The organism is Achromobacter colocynthidis (assembly GCF_057334535.1).
The window spans coordinates 72,212-90,496 of record NZ_JBHFIZ010000021.1 but is presented as its reverse complement, the minus strand read 5'-3'; the positions used below and the strand labels follow the sequence as shown (position 1 = coordinate 90,496).

Annotated in this window: 15 protein-coding genes; 10 read left to right on the top strand and 5 right to left on the bottom strand. The window is 64.9% G+C overall.

Translation table 11 applies throughout. The features are described from left to right. Positions 1-24: 24 nt before the first annotated feature. On the top strand, positions 25-1,053 hold the full coding sequence (locus ACE04A_RS06575; protein ID WP_259246447.1) for a DctP family TRAP transporter solute-binding subunit: 1,029 nt from the start codon (positions 25-27) through the stop codon (positions 1,051-1,053). Between the two features lie 539 nt (positions 1,054-1,592). On the opposite strand, the gene greB is transcribed toward ACE04A_RS06575, so the two are convergent. From greB to ACE04A_RS06560, 3 genes are all read right to left on the bottom strand, one after another. Further along, a complete protein-coding gene (greB, locus tag ACE04A_RS06570; protein WP_259246446.1) occupies positions 1,593-2,141 on the bottom strand; it encodes a transcription elongation factor GreB in 549 nt (182 codons plus the stop codon). 109 nt (positions 2,142-2,250) lie between these two features. Beyond that, on the bottom strand, positions 2,251-3,096 hold the full coding sequence (locus ACE04A_RS06565) for a 3',5'-nucleoside bisphosphate phosphatase (protein ID WP_259246444.1): 846 nt from the start codon (positions 3,094-3,096) through the stop codon (positions 2,251-2,253). A gap of 70 nt (positions 3,097-3,166) precedes the next feature. Next, on the bottom strand, positions 3,167-4,099 hold the full coding sequence (locus tag ACE04A_RS06560) for an alpha/beta fold hydrolase (protein WP_448716072.1): 933 nt from the start codon (positions 4,097-4,099) through the stop codon (positions 3,167-3,169). 323 nt (positions 4,100-4,422) lie between these two features. Between ACE04A_RS06560 and cfa the strand changes: the two genes are divergently transcribed. Next, positions 4,423-5,610, top strand: a complete 1,188-nt coding sequence (cfa, locus tag ACE04A_RS06555; RefSeq protein WP_259246442.1) for a cyclopropane fatty acyl phospholipid synthase — start codon at positions 4,423-4,425, stop codon at positions 5,608-5,610. A 75-nt stretch (positions 5,611-5,685) separates the two neighbouring features. Here cfa and ACE04A_RS06550 read toward each other — a convergent pair whose 3' ends face one another. Next, entirely contained in the window at positions 5,686-7,344 is a 1,659-nt protein-coding gene (locus tag ACE04A_RS06550; protein ID WP_448716071.1) for a GMC family oxidoreductase, read from the bottom strand. A gap of 208 nt (positions 7,345-7,552) precedes the next feature. Here ACE04A_RS06550 and ACE04A_RS06545 point away from each other — a divergent pair, with 208 nt between their 5' ends. Beyond that, positions 7,553-8,440: a LysR family transcriptional regulator gene (locus ACE04A_RS06545; protein WP_448716070.1), complete on the top strand. Its 888-nt coding sequence runs from the start codon at positions 7,553-7,555 to the stop codon at positions 8,438-8,440. A gap of 110 nt (positions 8,441-8,550) precedes the next feature. Here the strand turns inward: ACE04A_RS06545 and ACE04A_RS06540 are convergent, their stop codons facing one another. Beyond that, positions 8,551-9,738, bottom strand: coding sequence for an NAD(P)/FAD-dependent oxidoreductase (locus tag ACE04A_RS06540; RefSeq protein ID WP_448716069.1), 1,188 nt, complete (start codon positions 9,736-9,738; stop codon positions 8,551-8,553). Positions 9,739-9,851: 113 nt separating this feature from the next. Here ACE04A_RS06540 and ACE04A_RS06535 point away from each other — a divergent pair, with 113 nt between their 5' ends. From ACE04A_RS06535 to ACE04A_RS06505, 7 genes are all read left to right on the top strand, one after another. Continuing rightward, positions 9,852-10,475, top strand: a complete 624-nt coding sequence (locus tag ACE04A_RS06535; protein WP_259246438.1) for a helix-turn-helix domain-containing protein — start codon at positions 9,852-9,854, stop codon at positions 10,473-10,475. Positions 10,476-10,525: 50 nt separating this feature from the next. Beyond that, the gene (locus tag ACE04A_RS06530; protein ID WP_448716068.1) at positions 10,526-11,608 is read left to right on the top strand and encodes a flavodoxin family protein; all 1,083 of its coding nucleotides are present in this window, start codon (positions 10,526-10,528) and stop codon (positions 11,606-11,608) included. 62 nt (positions 11,609-11,670) lie between these two features. Next, on the top strand, positions 11,671-12,324 hold the full coding sequence (locus ACE04A_RS06525) for a low affinity iron permease family protein (RefSeq protein ID WP_279993986.1): 654 nt from the start codon (positions 11,671-11,673) through the stop codon (positions 12,322-12,324). Between the two features lie 362 nt (positions 12,325-12,686). After that, entirely contained in the window at positions 12,687-15,260 is a 2,574-nt protein-coding gene (gene nirB, locus ACE04A_RS06520) for a nitrite reductase large subunit NirB (protein ID WP_448716067.1), read from the top strand. Then, positions 15,260-15,628, top strand: coding sequence for a nitrite reductase small subunit NirD (gene nirD / locus ACE04A_RS06515; RefSeq protein WP_279993984.1), 369 nt, complete (start codon positions 15,260-15,262; stop codon positions 15,626-15,628). The genes nirB and nirD overlap by 1 nt, the downstream gene beginning before the upstream one ends. Positions 15,629-15,672: 44 nt before the next feature. Then, positions 15,673-16,485 (top strand): formate/nitrite transporter family protein, encoded by an 813-nt coding sequence (locus tag ACE04A_RS06510; RefSeq protein ID WP_050450013.1) that lies wholly within the window; start codon positions 15,673-15,675, stop codon positions 16,483-16,485. Positions 16,486-16,509: 24 nt separating this feature from the next. Then, entirely contained in the window at positions 16,510-18,282 is a 1,773-nt protein-coding gene (locus ACE04A_RS06505; RefSeq protein ID WP_485819967.1) for a bifunctional protein-serine/threonine kinase/phosphatase, read from the top strand. The last annotated feature ends 3 nt before the right edge of the window (positions 18,283-18,285 follow it).

The following is an 18,285-nucleotide window of genomic DNA, read 5'->3' as shown; positions in this document are numbered from 1 at the left end:
ACTCGCAAAGAGAGGAGACATCGTATGAACTTCCGCAACCTGATTGGCGCCGCGCTGTGCGCCGCCGCCGTGGTCGGCATGACGCCCGCGCACGCGCAGAACTACAAGTCCGAATACAAGCTGTCCATCGTGGTGGGCACGACGTTCCCGTGGGGCCAGGGCGCCGAGATCTGGTCCAAGCTGGTGCGCGAGCGCACCGATGGCCGCATCAACATCAAGGTGTACCCGGGCACGTCGCTGGTCCAGGGCGACCAGACGCGCGAGTTCACCGCCATCCGCCAAGGCGTGATCGACATGGCGGTGGGGTCCACCATCAACTGGTCGCCGCAGGTCAAGCAGTTGAACCTGTTTTCGCTGCCCTTCCTGATGCCCGACTACGCTGCCATCGACGCGCTGGTGCAAGGCGACGTGGGCCGCGAGATGTTCAAGCTGATCGAAAAGGCCGGCGTGGTGCCGCTGGCCTGGGGCGAAAACGGCTATCGCCAACTGAGCAATTCCAAGCGCGAAGTGAAGACGCCCGCCGACATGAAGGGCATGAAGCTGCGCGTGGTGGGTTCGCCGCTGTACATCGACACGTTCACGGCCCTGGGCGCCAACCCCACGCAGATGAGCTGGGCCGACGCGCAGCCGGCGCTGGCCAGCGGCGCGGTGGATGGGCAGGAAAATCCGCTGTCGATCTACACGGGTTCCAAGCTTTATACGGTGGGCCAGAAGTATTTGACGCTGTGGAACTATGTGGCCGATCCGCTGATCTTCGTGGTGAACCGCGAGGTGTGGAATTCCTGGTCGGAAAAGGACCGCGACATCGTGCGCCAGGCCGCGCTGGATGCCGGCAAGCAGCAGATCGTGATTGCACGCAAGGGCGTCACGCCAAGCGACCCGTCGCTGCTGAAGGAAATCGAAGGCCACGGCGTGACGGTCACGTCCTTGTCGAAGGCCGAGCACGAGGCGTTCGTGAAGACCACGAAGCCGGTTTACGACAAGTGGAAGAAGCAGATCGGCGAAGACCTGGTCAACATGGCCGAAAAATCCATCGCTGCGCGCAAGCAGTGAAGAGCGTTGACGCCAACGTACTGATTTAGCAGCAAGCCCCAGGGGAACGACGGCGCAAGCCGCCAAACCGAGGCAGGGACGTCAGAGCCCTCCCAACCAAACAGGCGCCAGCCAAAAGCTGGCGCCTGTTTCCTTTTTTGGGTGGTCCATTGCGGCGGGATTGTCGGATGGGTTGCGCGGGGCGCTTTCCAAAAAATGGGATGGGGATCGCGCGTAACCCATCTGGCGGTGTGGCCGCGGCCGTTAAAAACTTCGCCGCTGCTTGATGGGTTACGCGCGTTGTGCGGCGTTGTTCTTGTTTAAGGATTCTCGCGCTTCACCCATCCTACGGTATGGCACTTGTAGGATGGGTGACCCCCGGGAGGCTTTCCAAAAGGAATCGGATAGGGATCGCGCGTAACCCATCGGGCGGAGGCTGCGTTGTGGCTGAACCCGTTAAGAACCCCACCGCTGCTTGATGGGTTGCGCGCGTTGTAGGGCTTTGTTCTTGTTTAAGGATTCTCGCGCTTCACCCATCCTACGGGTATGCCTCGGGCATCCTACGGGTATCGCACTTCCATGATGTCCAGCTCTTCTATTCCGCCGGGGGTGCGCAGCACTACCGTGTCGCCTTCCTTTGCCTTGATCAGCGCGCGGGCGACGGGGGAAATCCAGCTGATTTTTCCGGCCAGGGGCTCGGCTTCGTCGACGCCGACGATGGTGACGGTGTGCTCTTCGCCGGCCTTGTCGCTGTACAACACCGTGGCGCCGAAGAATACCTGGTCGCGGTTGGGCTGCAAGGCGGGGTCGACGACTTCGGCGATGTCCAGGCGCTTGGTCAAAAAGCGCATGCGGCGGTCGATTTCGCGCAGGCGTTTCTTGCCGTAGAGATAGTCGCCGTTTTCGGAACGGTCGCCGTTGGAGGCTGCCCACGACACCACTTGCACTACCGACGGGCGCTCTACGTTCATCAGGTGCGTCAGTTCGGCGCGCAGGCGTTCGTAGCCTTCGGGGGTCATGTAGTTCTTGGTGCCCACGGGCAAGGCTTGGGCTTGCGGCAGGTCGTCGTCGTCCTCGTTGTCGGACTCTTTAACAAAGGCTTTGTTCATAGCGGCTGCGCCGCAGTGGCGCGATCCCAAGATAAATGGCTTGCAGGATGGGCGGCGTTGGTGGCCGCCCGCGTCAGGCTTGCAGAATGGCCGGCGTTGGCCGCCCGCGTCAGAACCAGTCGTGCCAGACCGGCTTCAGGTCGGACGGCAGCGACGGCAGGCGGCCCAGGTCGATCCGGCTTTCCTTGGGGCTGTGGAAGTCAGACCCGCGCGACGCCAGGAAGCCGTAGCGGCGCGCCACCTCGGCATATTGGCGGGCCTCTTCCACGGTGTGGCTGCCGGTGGTGACTTCGATGCCCTCGCCGCCCAACTGCAAGAATTCGTCGAACAGCGCGGCGAATTGCAGCGGCGTGTACTTATAGCGGCCCGGGTGCGCGATGACGGCGCGACCGCCCGCGCCACGGATCCAGCCCACGGCTTCGGCCAGCGTGGCCCATTGCATGGGCACGTGGCCGGGGCGGTCGTCGCCCAGGTGCTTGGTGAATACGGTTTGCACGTCGGGGCAGTAACCCGCCTCGACAAGATAGCGCGCAAAGTGGGTGCGGCTGATCAGTTCAGGGTTGCCGGCGAACGGCAGCGCGCCTTCGTAGGCGCCGGGCATGCCCATTTCGGCCAGGCGGTCGCCGATGCGCTTGGCGCGTTCGGCGCGGCCCGAGCGGGTCTGGCGCAAACCCGCGACCAGCTCAGCGTTTTGCGGATCGAATTGCAGGCCCACGATGTGTACCGTCAGGCCCGCCCACGTCACCGAGATTTCCACGCCGGTGGAAAACCGCATGCCCAGGTCTTGCGCCGCGCTGGCGGCTTCGGCCAGGCCGCCCACTTCGTCGTGATCCGTCAATGCCCAGACGTCGACGCCGTTGGCGTGCGCGCGCTGCGCCACGTCGCGAGGCGCCAGCGCGCCGTCGGACACAGTGGAATGGCAGTGCAGATCGATGTTCAGGGTGGGCGATTTCATCGGGCTATTGTAGAGAAGCCCCGGCACCCTGAATAGCGCCGGGGCGTCCCCCTAATCGCCCCGCGGACATTCAGCCCAGCAGAAACGCCGCCACCGGCTCCACTTGGCTGTCGGCGATCAAGGTCGGCGCGTGGCCTACCCCAGGCACTTCCAGCGCTTGGGCGCGCGGATTGCGTTTCAGCATCTCGTCCACGGTGGCGGGCGTCAGCAGGTCGGACTTTTCACCGCGCACGATCAGAATCGGGCACGGCACGGCGTCGTAGGACCGCCACAGAATCTGTTCGCCCGCCGCCAGCTCTTCCGGTGTTTGAGCGGCCAGCGCCTGGGCCAGCGCCAGGTCGTAGTGCTTGACCCATTTGCCGCCGAATTCCGGGTACAGGTATTGGGCCAGATCTGTCCATTGCGCGTCGGTATGCGGCCCGAAGGTTTCGGAGTTGGCGCGCATGGTGGCCACCGCTTCCTCGAACGAGGCAAACTCACCCGGCTGGCCCACGTACTGGCCGATGCGCGACAAGGCGCCGGTTTCCAGACGCGGCCCCACGTCGTTCAACACCAGCTTGTCCAGCTGGATGCCGTGGCCGGGGGGCAGCATGCCCGCATGCGGGCGCATGGCCTGCATGGCGGTGGCGAACACCGAAGCGCCCGATAGCGCCATGGCGATCAGGCCGCCCATCGACGTGCCCACCCAGGCCAGCGTGGCGGGCCGCAAGCGCGCAATCAACGTCACCATGTCGGACACGTATTGCGGCACCGTGTAGAACGCAGGGTTGACCAGCCAGTCAGAGCGCCCACGGCCCACCACGTCAGGGCAGACCACCCGGTAGCGGCCAGCCAGGCGGCGCGCCAGCACGTCGAAATCGCGCCCGCTTCGGGTCAGCCCGTGTACGCACAGCAGCACCTGCTCGTTGGCCGGGTCGCCCCATTCCCAGTAGGCCATCCGGTGCAAGCCGGCCGGGCTGGCGCAGGTGACGAATTCCAAGCGGGGTTGCAGGCTGGCGTCCAATCTAAACACTCCACGTATCGGCGGGCGCCGCAACGGCGGCCCACCAGGGCGCACTAGTGTAATCGCGTCAGCCAGACAATCGCATGACGGCGGCGGCGCGGTCGGGTGCAATTCAGACGCTGCGCCCCGTGCTGGACACTGCGCCCGCGCCTCGCTACGATCACCCCATTCTCATCGGCGCCCCCTTGTCGCGGCGGTACGGAATTGCCGTTAGCTATCAGGCCGATCCAATCATTAAATTGGAATCAGCCGCCGGTTGGGGCGAGAGTTATGAGCTTCAGGCATTGCCAGATCAGTCATCCCAAAATTGATATGGAGTCCGTATGCAGCAAAGCAGTCCTGTTTCTCCGCTAACCGCTGACCACTCGTCGCCCGACGTCAGCCCCCCTCCCCCCGAACCGCCAAAAGTGCTCCAGGACGTGCTGTCCCGGGCCGACGTGCAAATCAACGGCACGCGCCCTTGGGACATCCAGGTGCATGACAGCCACATGTACGAACGCGTCTTTGCCAGTTGGTCGCTGGGTCTGGGCGAGTCCTATATGGACGGGGAATGGGACTGCGAGCAACTGGACGAACTCTTCACCCGCCTGCTGCGCGCCGACATGGGCTCGGCCGCGCTGGGCGTGGCGCGCATCAAGCTGATTGCTGAGCACCTGCGCCACAAGCTGTTCAACCTGCAATCCAAGCACCGCGCCTTTGAAGTGGGCGAACAGCATTACGACGCCGGCAATGACGTGTTCGAAGCCATGCTGGACAGCCGCATGATCTATTCCTGCGCCTACTGGGAAAACGCCCAGACGCTGGAAGACGCCCAACTGGCCAAGCTGGACATGATCTGCCGCAAGCTGCAACTCAAGCCCGGCGAGACGCTGCTGGACATCGGCTGCGGCTGGGGTGGGCTGGCCAAGTTCGCGGCCGAGAACTACGGCGTGACGGTCACGGGCGTGACGGTGTCCAAGGAACAGTTGGCGCTGGCGCAGGAACGGGTCAAGGGCCTGCCGGTGCAACTGCTGCTGCAAGACTACCGCGACCTGCAAGGCAGCTTCGACAAGGTCGTGTCGGTGGGCATGTTTGAACACGTGGGGCCCAAGAACTACGACACCTACTTCAGCAACGTGCAACGCCTGATGGCGCCGGACGGCATCTTCCTCTTGCACACGATCGGCATCGCGGCCACCAGCCAAAGCACGGACCCTTGGATTGACCGCTACGTATTCCCCAACGGCAAGCTGCCGTCCGCGCGCGAAATCGCCACCGCCGTCGAGCACCGCTTCATCATCGAAGACTGGCACAACTTCGGCACCGACTATGACCGCACGCTGATGGCCTGGTGGGACCGCTTTGAGCGCGCCTGGCCGGCCTTGCAGTCACGCTACGGCACGCGCTTTTACCGCATGTGGAAATACTATCTGATGTGTTGCGCGGGCTTTTTCCGGTCACGCGAAGGCCAGCTCTGGCAAGTGATCCTGACGCACCCGCAGCGCCCCGAGGTGTACCGCTCGCTGCGCTGAACGCGCGGATTCAAACCCATTCAAACCACGCGGCGCGTCCAAGAGACATCAAGGACGCGCCCGACGCGGGCTTTCCTACGCGTCTGCCCGCGATTCTGCCCGCGCGTCTTCCAGAATCATGTCCGCGGCGCGCTCCGCGATCATGATGGTGGGCGAATTGGTGTTGCCTGATGTGATCAGCGGCATCACCGAGGCGTCCGCAATGCGCAGCCCCTCCAACCCGAAGACCCGCAGGCGCGCGTCCACCACCGCCCCGCTGTCCGCGTTCTTGCCCATGGCGCAGGTGCCCACCGGATGGAAGATGGTCGTGCCGATCTTGCCGGCCGCCTCGCGCAATTGCTCGTCCGTCTGGTAGTCCGGCCCAGGCAACCATTCCTCAGGCTGATAGCACTGCAAGGCGGGCGCGGCGGCAATGCGCCGCACCAGCCGGATGGAATCCGCCGCCACCTGAATGTCGGCTTCCGTGCTCAGGTAGTTGGCCGCGATGACGGGCGCCGCGCCATCGGGCGTGCCCGCCGCCCCTTGGGCATGCACGCTGCCGCGCGAGGTTGGCCGCAGGTTGCACACGCTGGCCGTGAAGGCGTCAAAGGCATGCAGCGGTTCGCCAAACGCCCCCAGCGATAAAGGCTGCACATGGAATTCCACATTGGCGCGCGTCTGGCCAGGGTCGGACTTGGCAAACGCGCCCAACTGCGACGGCGCCATGCTCATCGGCCCGCGTCGGCGCAACAGGTATTCCAGGCCGATCCCCGCCTTGCCCAGCCACGACCCGGCGATTCGGTTCAGCGTCTTCACGCCATTCACCTTAAGAATCACCCGCAGTTGCAGATGGTCTTGCAGGTTCTCGCCCACGCCGGGCAAGGCGTGGCGCAAACCAATGCCGCTTTCACGCAGGCGCGCGGGTTCGCCGATGCCGGACAGTTCAAGCAGATGCGGGGTGTTGACGGCGCCCGCCGCCATGACGACTTCGCGGCGAGCGCGCACGGTAATCGTCCGCGGCGTGCCACGCTCCTTGCCCTTGCCTTCCAGCCGCACTTGCACGCCCACGCAACGCTTGCCCTCGAACACCAGTTGTTCGGCTTGCGCGCCCGTCATCACGTGCAGATTGGGCCGCTTCATCACCGGCCGCAAAAATGCCTTGGCCGTGTTCCAGCGCCAACCGCTGCGTTGGTTCACTTCAAAATAGCCGCTGCCGAAGTTGTCGCCACGGTTGAAATCCTGAACCCGGGGGATGCCTACCTGTTCGGCCGCGGCGGCAAAGGCTTCCAGGATGTCCCAACGCAGCCGTTGCGCCTCGACCCGCCATTCCCCGCCCGCGCCATGGAATTCGTCGGCGCCACGGTGATAGTCTTCGCTGCGCTTGAAGACCGGCAGCACCTGGTCCCAACCCCAGCCCGGGTCGCCGGACAGCGCGGCCCAGTCCTCGTAGTCTTCACGCTGGCCACGCATGTAGATCATGCCGTTGATCGACGAGCATCCGCCCAGCACCCGGCCGCGCGGATAAATCAAGGAACGCCCGCCCAGCCCGGCTTCCTTGACCGTGCGGTACATCCAGTCGGTGCGCGGGTTGCCGATGCAATACAGGTAGCCCACGGGGATGTGGATCCAGTGGTAGTTGTCGCGGCCCCCGGCTTCCAGCAGCAGCACGTTCGTGTTGGGGTCCTGGCTTAAGCGGTTGGCCAGCACGCAGCCGGCCGAGCCCGCGCCCACGATGACGAAATCGTATGTCTCCATCAACCGTATGTCTCCATAAGCATTTTTTATCTGCTTTTGTGTGTTTGCGGGGCATGACTTGCCGTGCATTGCTTGCCGTTCGTCGCTTGCCGTCACCCGCGTCTGCGTGACTCTGGCGCAGCCGCCCCCAACTGTCCAATGAAAAGTTGAAATTCGGCTTATAAGCATCTTTAATAATGCTCACCCCCTTTCCGCAACGGACAGCGCCATGGACTTGAAGCACATCCGCACCTTTGCCGCCGTGGCGCGGGAAGGCAACCTGACGCGCGCGGCGGAACACCTGCATGTGACCCAGCCCGCGCTAAGCCTGCAATTGAAGAACTTCCAGGAATCGCTGGACCTGACGCTCTTCGCGCGCACGGCGCAGGGGCTGGCGCCCAACGCGGATGGCCGGGCGCTGCTGCCGTCCGCGCTGCGCATCCTGGACGCCATGGAAGATTTCCAACGCGCCATCGGCGCCCTGCGCGACACGGTACAAGGCGAACTGCGCATCGGCACCATCCTGGACCCGGAGTTCCTGCGCCTGGGCGCCACGCTGCAATACCTGGTGGAGCACTATCCGAAGATCCGACCCACGCTGCGCCATGGCATGTCAGGGTCCGTCGGCCGACAGGTGCGGGCGGGTGATTTGGACGTGGGTTTCTATTTGGGGCCGGCCGGCGCAACGGGCGGCGCGCCCTTGCTGGAAGTCCTGCCCCTGGCGTCGTTTACCTATTACGTGGTGGCGCCCAAGGGTTGGGGCGCGCAGGTGGCCGGCCGAGGCTGGCAGGAGATTGCCGCCCTGCCCTGGATCCGGACCCCGCCGGATTCCGTGCACCACCGCTTGCTGGCGGCCAAGTTCGACGCGCTGGGCATCGCGCCCAACGCGGTGGCCGAAGTGGATCAGGAAGCGTCCATGCTGGACTTGGTGCGCTCGGGCGTGGGGCTGTCCCTGGTGCGTGATTCGATTGCGCTGCGCGAGTCCCAGGCGAATGGCTTGTTATTGCTGCCCGGCCTTGCCATCCCCGCCGAGCTGTCTTTCATCACCCAGGCCGCCCGCCAAGGCGACCCCTTGGTGGCGGCCGCCTTTGCCGCCGTCAGGGCAGCGTTTGGCTAAGGGGCTTTGAGGGACTTTAAGGGGCTTAGGATCACTGCAAAGTGCGCCCCCGTTCCCGATACCGAACGCGCCATCGGAAAACTTGGCGCCAACGATTATCAGCGCCACGCTCAACGCAGCCTAAGCGGCGTCATGAAGGATGGCGCCACGCCCTGGTCGATCAGTTCCACCGGCAAGGCTTGGCCGGTGACCAGCGACGCCGCCAATGCAGACACCCCCGCCGCCGACTGAATGCCATATCCGCCCTGCGCCGCCAACCAGAAGAACCCACGCTGGGCATCGTCAAAACCCACCACCATGTCGCCGTCCGGCACAAACGAGCGCAGCCCGGCCCACACGTGCGAGGGCCGTCGGATGCTCAGCGTGGTGGCCGCTTCGATGTGATAGATGCCGGTCGCCACGTCCAGCTCTTCGGCCACCACGTCGTGCGCGGCCACCGGGTCCGCGTTGGCGGGCGAACCCAGCAACTGGCCCGCATCGGGCTTGAAATAGAAAGACTCGTCAATGCCCACCACGGCCGGCCAGGCGCTGCAATCGACCCCTTCCGGCGCGGGGAACGTGAAGGCGCTGCGCCGGCAAGGCTGCAAGCCCACCGGCGCCACGCCGCAACGCTGCGCCACATCGTCGGCCCAGGCGCCCGCGGCGTTGACGACGATGCGCGCTTGCAGCTGCGTGCCGTCTTTGAGAAGCAGCGTCCAGGTTTCGCCTGCTTTTTCGCCTGATTGGTCATCCGACTGGCTACCAACTGACCGCTGGCCCGACTCCAGCTCGGCGTTGCACCGCAGCACCACGCCATGCCGCCGCGCACCCGCCAGAAAGCCCTGATGCAGCGCATGCACGTCCAGGTCGCGAGCATCGGGTTCAAACATCGCGCCGCCCGCCACCGCCTCGGGCCGAATGCAGGGCACGCGGGACAAGGCCTGTGCCGCGTCCAGCAACTGCACGTTGCCGGCCAACGCCTGCGCACCTTCGTAGGTTTCCATGAGCGTGTCGCGCTGGTCCGCGCTGGCGATGTACAGGCAGCCGCGCTCATGCAGCAGCGGGTGCTCGGTGAAGCCTTCGGGCGGCTGCTCATAAAAGGCACGGCTGGCGCGCGTCAGCGCCTGGATCTGGGGCGTACCATAGGTTTCCATGAACATCGCGGCAGAGCGGCCGGTGGCGTGATAACCGGGTTGCGCTTCGCGTTCCAGCAGCAGTACGCGCATCGGCGACGACGATTCTGCCGTCAAGCGATAAGCCAAAGACGCACCGGCAATACCGGCCCCGATGATGACAACGTCGAACTGCTGCTCACTCATGGTGTTTCCATAATTCTCGGATTTGAGAATTCTCGGATATGACAAAATATCCGTCAACGAAAAAAGGCAGGCTAGTATTGCGCCAGCCCGTGCCGCTAAGGGAAAGCACCAACATGCCGATCATCCGTCCGCCCTCGCCCGCCACCAACATCCTGGCTGACCGCAGCAGCCTGGGCATACGGCTGCGCGCGCTGCGCCGGGCGCGCTCCATGACCCTGAAGGAGCTGTCGGCCCTGACCGGTGTGGCGCTGTCCACCTTGTCAAAGATGGAACTGGGGCAGGTGTCCATCAGCTATGCCAAATTCGCCGCCGTGGCGCGTGCGCTGGACGTAGACATCGCTGCCTTGTTCGGCCCGGTCACGGCCCCGGGAAAAGACGCCAGCGACGGCCCCGCCCCCTCTGCCCTGCGCTGCACGCTGGCCGAATCGCCGGGCTACATGACGGGCACCTACGACTACAAGCTGTTGGCCGGCCAGTATCCGCAGCGCAGCATGACGCCCATGTATGGCCGCATCCTGGCCCGCGAGGAGTCGGAGTTCGAGGACTACATGCGCCACGCCGGCCAGGAATTCCTGGTGGTGTTGGAAGGCGAACTGGAAATCCGCTTTGAAAACGGGGAATCGCTGGTGCTGACCAAGCACGAAACGGCTTACTTCGACAGCGGCGTGGGGCATATCTATTTGTCGCGCAGCCCCAAGCCAGCTGAGGTCATGGTGGTAATGACAGGCGGCCAATAACGGGCACGCGGCTTGCTGGCTTCCTGCGTCACTTCAAGCAGGCAGCCCCCATGACCGCACCCAAGCCCGATGTGCGCAAAGGCCAATACACCGGCCCGCTTGCGCGCGACACCTTCAGGCTGCGCTTCATGCGCCGCTTCTACGACCCGGCTTTTCAGACGGAACAGGATGCGCTGAACCGCCTGGAAGCCATCGCCTGGGACGCTTACCAAGGCGGCCGCAAGGCCCCCATCACCGTAAAGGCCGGCGCGGCCTACGCCGACCCGGACTACGACCTGTCGGTGGAATGGAAAGACGCGCACGACCGCCTGGCGCAAGCGGCCACGACGCAACGCGACCCCGCCACCCGCTCGCGCGTGCTGGTGGTGGTGGGCGCGGCGCGCAACGACGGCACCTGTCCGGGCGAGGTCTCCAAGACCTGGCGCCTGGCCCAGATCGTCAGCGCAGAACTCGCCAGCGCCAACGTGCAAGCCGACATGCTGGACCTGAGCCGGCTGACATCCGAATACCAGTACCAGATCCATCCCTGTAAAGGCTGCGTCTCCACCGCCATGCCGCTGTGCCATTGGCCATGCAGTTGCTATCCCAATCATTCCCTGGGCCAGGACAACGACGCCATGAACGACATCTACGAACAGTGGGTGGCGGCGCACGGGGTGATCTTGCTGGCGCCGACCTATTGGTACCAATCGCCCAGCCCGTTGAAGCTGATGATCGACCGGCTGGTATGCGCCGATGGCGGCAACCCCGACCCCACCTCCACATCCGGCAAGGACGCGGCCAAGGCCAAGCGTATTGAACTGGACGGCTGGCCCTATCCCAAACATCTGGCGGGGCGTGCTTACGGCCTCGTCGTGCATGGCGACGTGGCCGGCATCGAAGGCCAGCGACGCGCCTTGAGCGACTGGATGGACTGGATGGGCCTGATCGACGCCGGGGCGATGTCGCGGCTGGACCGCTACATCGGCTACTACCAGCCCTACGCCACCAGCCATGCCGACCTGGATTGCGACCAGGCCGTGCAGGAAGAAGTGCGCAACGTGGCGCGCGCGATGGCGCAGTGCCTGCCGCGCCTGCGCGCAGGGGAACTGGCGCCCCCTGATAAAGGGCTGCGCGAGCCTCGGCCCAAGTAAGCGTCACGTTGCTTATGCGGTGACAGGGATCGAACAGCAATGAGGATTGGCAAGTGATGCTCATGCAAGAAAAACCACAACCGACGACGACGGCCCCACAGCGGCAAGAAAAGCCCGGCGAGACGGCGAAAGAGACCACCAAGGACTCATCGAGGCCCCCCAAAAAATCGAACGCCGTCACCAGGTTCTTTGACCATTTCGCGGCGCATGTCACGCATTGGGCGGGGTCGCCCATCGCGTTTGGCACGGCCTTGTGCGCCGTGCTGCTGTGGGCCGTTACCGGCCCCGTCTTCGGCTATTCCGAAACCTGGCAGTTGGTGATCAACACCGGCACCACCATCGTCACGTTCCTGATGGTGTTCCTGATCCAGCAAAACCAGAACAAGGACAGCCGCGCGCTGCACCTGAAGCTGGACGAGCTGCTGCTGGCCATGAAAGGCGCCGACGAACAATTGGTGGATGCCGAACAATTGGACGAAGACAAGCTGCTGGCCCTGGCCGCCGCCTGCACGGCGCGCGCGCGGGCCCAGGCGCGCAGCGGCCGTCGCAAGGGTCGCAAGGGCCAACCCGGCGGCAATGCCGGCAGCAAAGCCCACAACAACGTCGGCAGCAAATCCCACCGCCCCAAATCCGTCAGGGGCGCCAAGACCACGGTGCGCGCCAGCCTGCGCGTGCGGCGCGGCGCGCTGCGTGCGGGCAAGGCCGCGCGCCACTGACGCGGCCCGCCCCGCCATGTTGCGCTGCGCCAAACCAGTGCGGCGCGCACAACGGCTTGCACCGCTTTGAGGCATCCGACGATGGCAGTCGCTTCCTGCCCCACCCCGATCCGCCCCACCCCAATCGGCTCGTTCCCCGCCCGCATTCCGCAATTTCTCCTATGACGCCCCGCGTCCAAGCCTCGGCACACAGCTTCCCGACCCACTCTCCGACCCAACCTGGCATGGTCTTTGCTTAAGTTGTTCATGCAGGCCGCAAGGCCCGCAACACAATTCAAGCAGTACCGGCAAAGGCGCCCCGACCGTAAGGTCCAGGGCGCTTTTTGTCTTTTGAAACCCAAACCACAAGCCTGGGGATATTCATGAAAGCAGCGGCCACTCCCGATTCCTTGCAGACCTTGGTGGTGATCGGCAACGGCATGGTGGGCCACCATTGCGTCGAACAACTGATCGCCCAAGGCGCGCTTGAGCGCTATCGCATCCACGTCTATGGCGAGGAAACGCGCCGCGCCTACGACCGCGTCCACCTGTCCGAATACCTGAATGGCCGCGACGCCGAATCCATGTCGATGAGCGATGCCGCCTTCTACGAACGCGACGGGCTCACGCTGCATCTGGGCGAGCCGGTGCTGGACATCGACCGCCACGCGCGTGAGGTCATTACCGCCAACGGCCGCGTCGGTTACGACAAGCTGGTGCTGGCAACCGGCTCTTACCCCTTCGTGCCGCCCATCGCGGGTGCCGAGGGGGCCTCGCGCCTGGTGTACCGCAGCATCGACGACCTGGACCTGATCCGCGAGGCCGCCCAAGGGGCGCGCCGGGGCGTGGTGGTGGGCGGTGGCCTGTTGGGGCTGGAAGCCGCCAATGCCTTGAAGTCGCTGAACCTGGAAGCGCATGTGGTGGAGTTCGCGCCGCGCCTGATGCCGGTGCAGTTGGACGAGGAAGGCGGCGCCGCCTTGAAGGCGCGCATCGAGGCGCTGGGCGTGGGCGTGCATCTGTCGCGCGCCACGCAGGACATCAAGCCCGGCACGCAATATCGCTACCGCATGCGCTTTGCCGAAGGCGCGCCGCTGGAAACCGACCTGATTGTGTTTTCCGCCGGCATCCGCCCGCAAGTGGCGTTGGCGCGCAAAGCGGGCCTGACGCTGGCCGAACGCGGTGGCGTGGCCATTGACGACCATTGCCGTACCAGCGACGACAACATCTATGCCATCGGCGAATGCGCCGCCTGGAACGGCAGCGTGTTCGGCCTGGTGGCACCCGGCTACCAGATGGCGCGCATCGCCGCGGCCGAACTGTGCGGCGCATCGGAACACACGTTCACCGGCGCCGACATGTCCACCAAGCTCAAGCTGCTGGGCGTGGACGTGGGCTCGATCGGCGACGCGCATGGCAAGACGCCGGGCGCGCGCAGCTACCGCTTTATCGATGAAGCCGGCGCCAGCTATCGCCGCCTGGTGGTGTCGGCCGACGGCAAGCGTGTGCTGGGCGCGGTGCTGGTGGGCGACAACCGCTACTACGACACGCTGCTGCAATACGCGCAGAACGGCATCGCGCCGCCCTTGGATCCGGCCAGCCTGATCCTGCCCGCCAGCAGCGCCGCGCCCGCGCTGGGCGTGGATGCGCTGCCCGCCACCGCCACCATCTGCTCCTGTCACAACGTCAGCAAGGGCGCCGTCAGCGCCGCCATCGACGGCGGCTGCACGGACTTGGCCGGCGTCAAAAGCTGCACCAAGGCGGCCTCGGGCTGCGGCGGTTGCGCCGCGCTGCTCAAGCAGGTGGTGGAACACGAACTGTCCAGCCGTGGCGTCACGGTCGACAAAAGCCTGTGCGAACACTTCGCCTATACGCGCCAAGAGCTCTACGCCATCGTGCGCGTGGGCGGCATCGAAACGTTCGAAGAACTCTTGGCCAGCCATGGCAAGGGCCACGTCGGCTGCGACATCTGCAAGCCCGCCGTGGGCTCCATCCTGGCCTCGTGCTGGAACCGCCCCATTCAGGAACCGCGCCTGGTGCCGCTGCAAGACACCAACGACACCTTCATGGCGAACATGCAGAAGAACGGCACCTACTCGGTGGTGCCGCGCATTCCTGCCGGCGAGATCACGCCAGACGGCCTGATCGCCATCGGCGCAGTCGCCAAGAAATACAAGCTGTACACGAAGATCACGGGCGGCCAGCGCATCGACCTGTTCGGCGCGCAACTGCACGAACTGCCCGACATCTGGAGCGAACTGATCGCCGCCGGTTTTGAAACCGGGCACGCCTACGGCAAGTCCACCCGCACCGTGAAGTCCTGCGTGGGCAGCACCTGGTGCCGCTATGGCGTGCAAGACAGCGTGCGCATGGCGCTGGACATCGAACACCGCTACAAGGGCCTGCGTTCGCCGCACAAGCTGAAGTTCGCGGTGTCGGGCTGCACCCGCGAATGCGCCGAGGCGCAAAGCAAGGACATCGGCGTCATCGCCACCGAGAACGGCTGGAACCTGTACGTGTGCGGCAACGGCGGCATGCGCCCGCGCCACGCCGAACTGTTCGCCACCGACCTGGATGACGCCACGTTGATCCGCATCATCGACCGCGTGCTGATGTTCTACATCCGCACCGCCGACAAGCTGCAACGCACGTCGGTGTGGCGCGAGTCGCTGGAAGGCGGGCTGGACTATCTGAAAGACGTGGTGCTGAACGACAGCCTGGGCCTGGCCGCCGAACTGGAAGCGCAGATGCAATTGGTGGTGGACCGCTATGAATGCGAATGGGCCAACACCGTCAGCAGCCCGGAAAAGCTCAAGCGCTTTCGCACGTTCGTCAACGAGCGCGGCGGCGACCCCGACATTCAATTCGTGCAGGAACGCGGCCAGCCCCGGCCTGCGCGGGCAGCCGAGCTTGAGCGCAAGCCCGCGCGCGTCATTCCCATTGCCGAGGAGATCGTCTGATGAATGCTTCAGCCCTTGCCCCCGCCCCCGCTACCCCGACGCTGGCCTGGCGTGCCGTCTGCACCCGCGATGACCTGGTGGCCGATTCCGGCGTGGTCGTCTTGCTGGACGGGCAGCAGATTGCCTTGTTCTACGTGCCCGCAGCCGACGGCAACCCGCTCTACGCCATTGAAAACCGCGACCCGAAATCCGGCGCCAACGTCATCGGACGCGGCCTGGTCGGCCACCTGGGCGGCAGCCTGGTGGTGGCCTCGCCGCTCTACAAGCAGCACTTCCGGTTGGCGGATGGAAGTTGCGTGCAGTACCCCGAACAGCAATTGCGCACCTGGCAGGCCCGGTTCAACGGCGACACCGTTGAAATCGCCTGACCGCGCGTTTCCCTTTTCACAATCATCAACACGATAGGTAAATCATGTCCTACCTGGTCCCTTCCGAATTCGTCACCAAGATGGTGGACGCCGGCGAATCCAAAATCTATATGGCCACGCGCGACGTGCTGATCCGCGCCTTCATGGCTGGCGCCATCCTGGCTATTGCCGCCGTGTTCGCCGTGACCGTCACCGTGCAGACCGGCTCGCCCATCCTGGGCGCCGCGCTGTTTCCGGTGGGCTTTTGCATCCTGTACCTGATGGGTTTCGACCTGTTGACCGGCGTGTTCGTGCTGACCCCGCTGGCGCTGTTCGACAAGCGCCCGGGCGTGACCTTCAAGGGCATCCTCAAGCACTGGGGCTTTGTCTTTGTCGGCAACTTTCTGGGGGCATTGACGGTGGCCGTGCTGATGTCGATTGTGTTCACCTACGGCTTTTCCGTGCCGCCCAACAAGGTCGGCGAAGTCATTTCTCACATCGGTGAAAACCGCACGCTGGGCTACAAGGAATACGGCGCGGGCGGCATGCTCACCATCTTCATCCGTGGCGTGCTGTGCAACTGGATGGTGTCGCTGGGCGTGGTTGGCGCCATGATTTCCACGTCGGTCAGCGGCAAGGTGATTGCCATGTGGATGCCCGTGATGCTGTTCTTCGCGATGGGCTTCGAGCATTCCATCGTCAACATGTTCCTGTTCCCGTCGGCGATGATCATGGGCGGCAATTTTTCCATCATGGACTACATGATCTGGAACGAGATCCCCGTGGTGCTGGGCAACCTGATCGGCGGCCTCTCGCTGACCGGCCTGACCTTGTACACGACGCACATGAAGACGGCCCCCAAGCGCCGCTTCAACTGATCACGCGCCAGGACGTCAGCCGTAATGGACCGTCGCGAGCCCGAGCTCGGGTTTAAGCCCAGCGCCGCCTCTTTGCAGGTGGCGGTGGGCCAACACACCGAACCCGGCAGAAAGCCCGTCAACCAGGACTTCCACGGCCTGTGCGTACCGGGCGAGCCCTTGCTGGGCGCCAAGGGCGTGGCGGTGGCGCTGGCCGACGGCATCAGCAGCAGCCAGGTCAGCCACATTGCCAGCGAGACCGCCGTGGCGAGCTTCCTGGAAGACTATTACTGCACGCCCGAAACCTGGTCGGTGAAAAAGTCCGCCCACAAGGTACTGAGCGCGGCCAATAGCTGGCTGCACGCGCAGACGCGCCAGCGCCATCACCCCGACCAGCCGCGCGACGCCGACCGGGGCTACGTCTGCACCATGACCGTGATGGTGCTGAAGGCCACCACCGCGCACATCCTGCATATTGGTGACGCGCGCATCTACCGGCTGCGCGCGGGCGCAATGGAGCAATTGACTGACGACCATCGCGTCTGGATATCGCAAGACAAAAGCTATCTGGGGCGCGCGCTGGGCCTGACGCCCCACCTTGAAATCGACTATCACACGCAGCCGCTGGAAGCGGGCGACGTCTTTCTGCTGGCCACCGACGGCGTGTATGAACACATCAACGCAGACGACGTGACACAAGCCATCGCCGCGCATCCGGACACGCTGGACGCGGCCGCGCACAGCCTGGCCGGCCTGGCATTCGATCGCGGCAGCGACGACAACCTGACCGTGCAGATCGTCCGCGTGGATGCGCTGCCCGCGCGCCGCGCCGATGAAATCGCGCGCTACAGCCTGAACCTGCCCTGCCCGCCCTTGCTGACCGCCGGCATGGAATTCGAAGGCTTCCGCATTCAGGACGAGCTGCAAGCCAGCCACCGCAGCCACGTCTACCTGGCAGAGGACATCGACAGCGGCGATAAGGTGGTCATCAAGATCCCCTCGCTGGACCTGCGCCACGACCCGGCCTATCTGGAACGGCTGCTGACCGAGGAATGGATCGCGCGCCGCATCGACAGCCGCCACGTGGTGCGCGCCTGGCCGATGCCGCGCACGCGCCGTTATCTCTACACGGTCAGCGAATACCTGCCCGGGCGCACGCTGACGCGCTGGATGGCCGAGCACCCGCGCCCTACGCTGGACCAGGCGGTGACGCTGATCGAGCAGATTGCGCGCGGCCTGCAAGCGTTTCACCGGCTGGAGATCGTGCATCAGGATCTGCGGCCCGACAACATTTTGATCGGCGACGACGGTGTGGCGCGCATCATCGACCTGGGCTCGACGCAGGCGGCCGGCTTGTGGGACGGCGCCACCCAAGACGACGACGCGCCGTCCATGCTGGGCACCGCGCAATACGCCGCGCCCGAGTACTTCCTGGGCGAAGCCGGCACCTCGCGGTCGGACCTGTATTCGCTGGCCGCGATGCTGTACCAGATGCTGTCCGGACGCCTGCCCTACGGCGCGGACGTGGCGCGCGCCCGCAGCCGCGCCGCGCAGATGCGGCTGACCTATGTGTCGGTGCTGGACCGCGACCGCGAATTGCCGGCGTGGATCGACGGCGTGCTTAGCCGCGCCCTGCATCCCGACCCCGCCCAGCGCACGCCCGAGCTATCCGAATTCACGCATGCGCTGCGCCATCCGCCCGAGGCCGCGCGCCGGGGCGAACGCCTGCCGCTGCTGGAACGCAACCCCTTGGCATTCTGGAAAGGCCTGTGCCTGGTCCTGTTTGCCATCGTCATCTTTCTTTTGCTTGATCGCTGAATT

What these genes read in the sequence shown, in the direction of transcription:
- nirB (WP_448716067.1), top strand. Translation starts at nt 12,687, where the DNA reads ATGAAAGCAGCGGCCACTCCCGATTCCTTGCAGACCTTGGTGGTGATC.
- ACE04A_RS06505 (WP_485819967.1), top strand. Translation starts at nt 16,510, where the DNA reads ATGGACCGTCGCGAGCCCGAGCTCGGGTTTAAGCCCAGCGCCGCCTCT.
- ACE04A_RS06575 (WP_259246447.1), top strand. Translation starts at nt 25, where the DNA reads ATGAACTTCCGCAACCTGATTGGCGCCGCGCTGTGCGCCGCCGCCGTG.
- greB (WP_259246446.1), bottom strand. Translation starts at nt 2,141, where the DNA reads ATGAACAAAGCCTTTGTTAAAGAGTCCGACAACGAGGACGACGACGAC.
- ACE04A_RS06510 (WP_050450013.1), top strand. Translation starts at nt 15,673, where the DNA reads ATGTCCTACCTGGTCCCTTCCGAATTCGTCACCAAGATGGTGGACGCC.
- ACE04A_RS06565 (WP_259246444.1), bottom strand. Translation starts at nt 3,096, where the DNA reads ATGAAATCGCCCACCCTGAACATCGATCTGCACTGCCATTCCACTGTG.
- ACE04A_RS06550 (WP_448716071.1), bottom strand. Translation starts at nt 7,344, where the DNA reads ATGGAGACATACGATTTCGTCATCGTGGGCGCGGGCTCGGCCGGCTGC.
- ACE04A_RS06535 (WP_259246438.1), top strand. Translation starts at nt 9,852, where the DNA reads ATGCCGATCATCCGTCCGCCCTCGCCCGCCACCAACATCCTGGCTGAC.
- ACE04A_RS06540 (WP_448716069.1), bottom strand. Translation starts at nt 9,738, where the DNA reads ATGAGTGAGCAGCAGTTCGACGTTGTCATCATCGGGGCCGGTATTGCC.
- ACE04A_RS06525 (WP_279993986.1), top strand. Translation starts at nt 11,671, where the DNA reads ATGCAAGAAAAACCACAACCGACGACGACGGCCCCACAGCGGCAAGAA.
- ACE04A_RS06530 (WP_448716068.1), top strand. Translation starts at nt 10,526, where the DNA reads ATGACCGCACCCAAGCCCGATGTGCGCAAAGGCCAATACACCGGCCCG.
- ACE04A_RS06545 (WP_448716070.1), top strand. Translation starts at nt 7,553, where the DNA reads ATGGACTTGAAGCACATCCGCACCTTTGCCGCCGTGGCGCGGGAAGGC.
- nirD (WP_279993984.1), top strand. Translation starts at nt 15,260, where the DNA reads ATGAATGCTTCAGCCCTTGCCCCCGCCCCCGCTACCCCGACGCTGGCC.
- cfa (WP_259246442.1), top strand. Translation starts at nt 4,423, where the DNA reads ATGCAGCAAAGCAGTCCTGTTTCTCCGCTAACCGCTGACCACTCGTCG.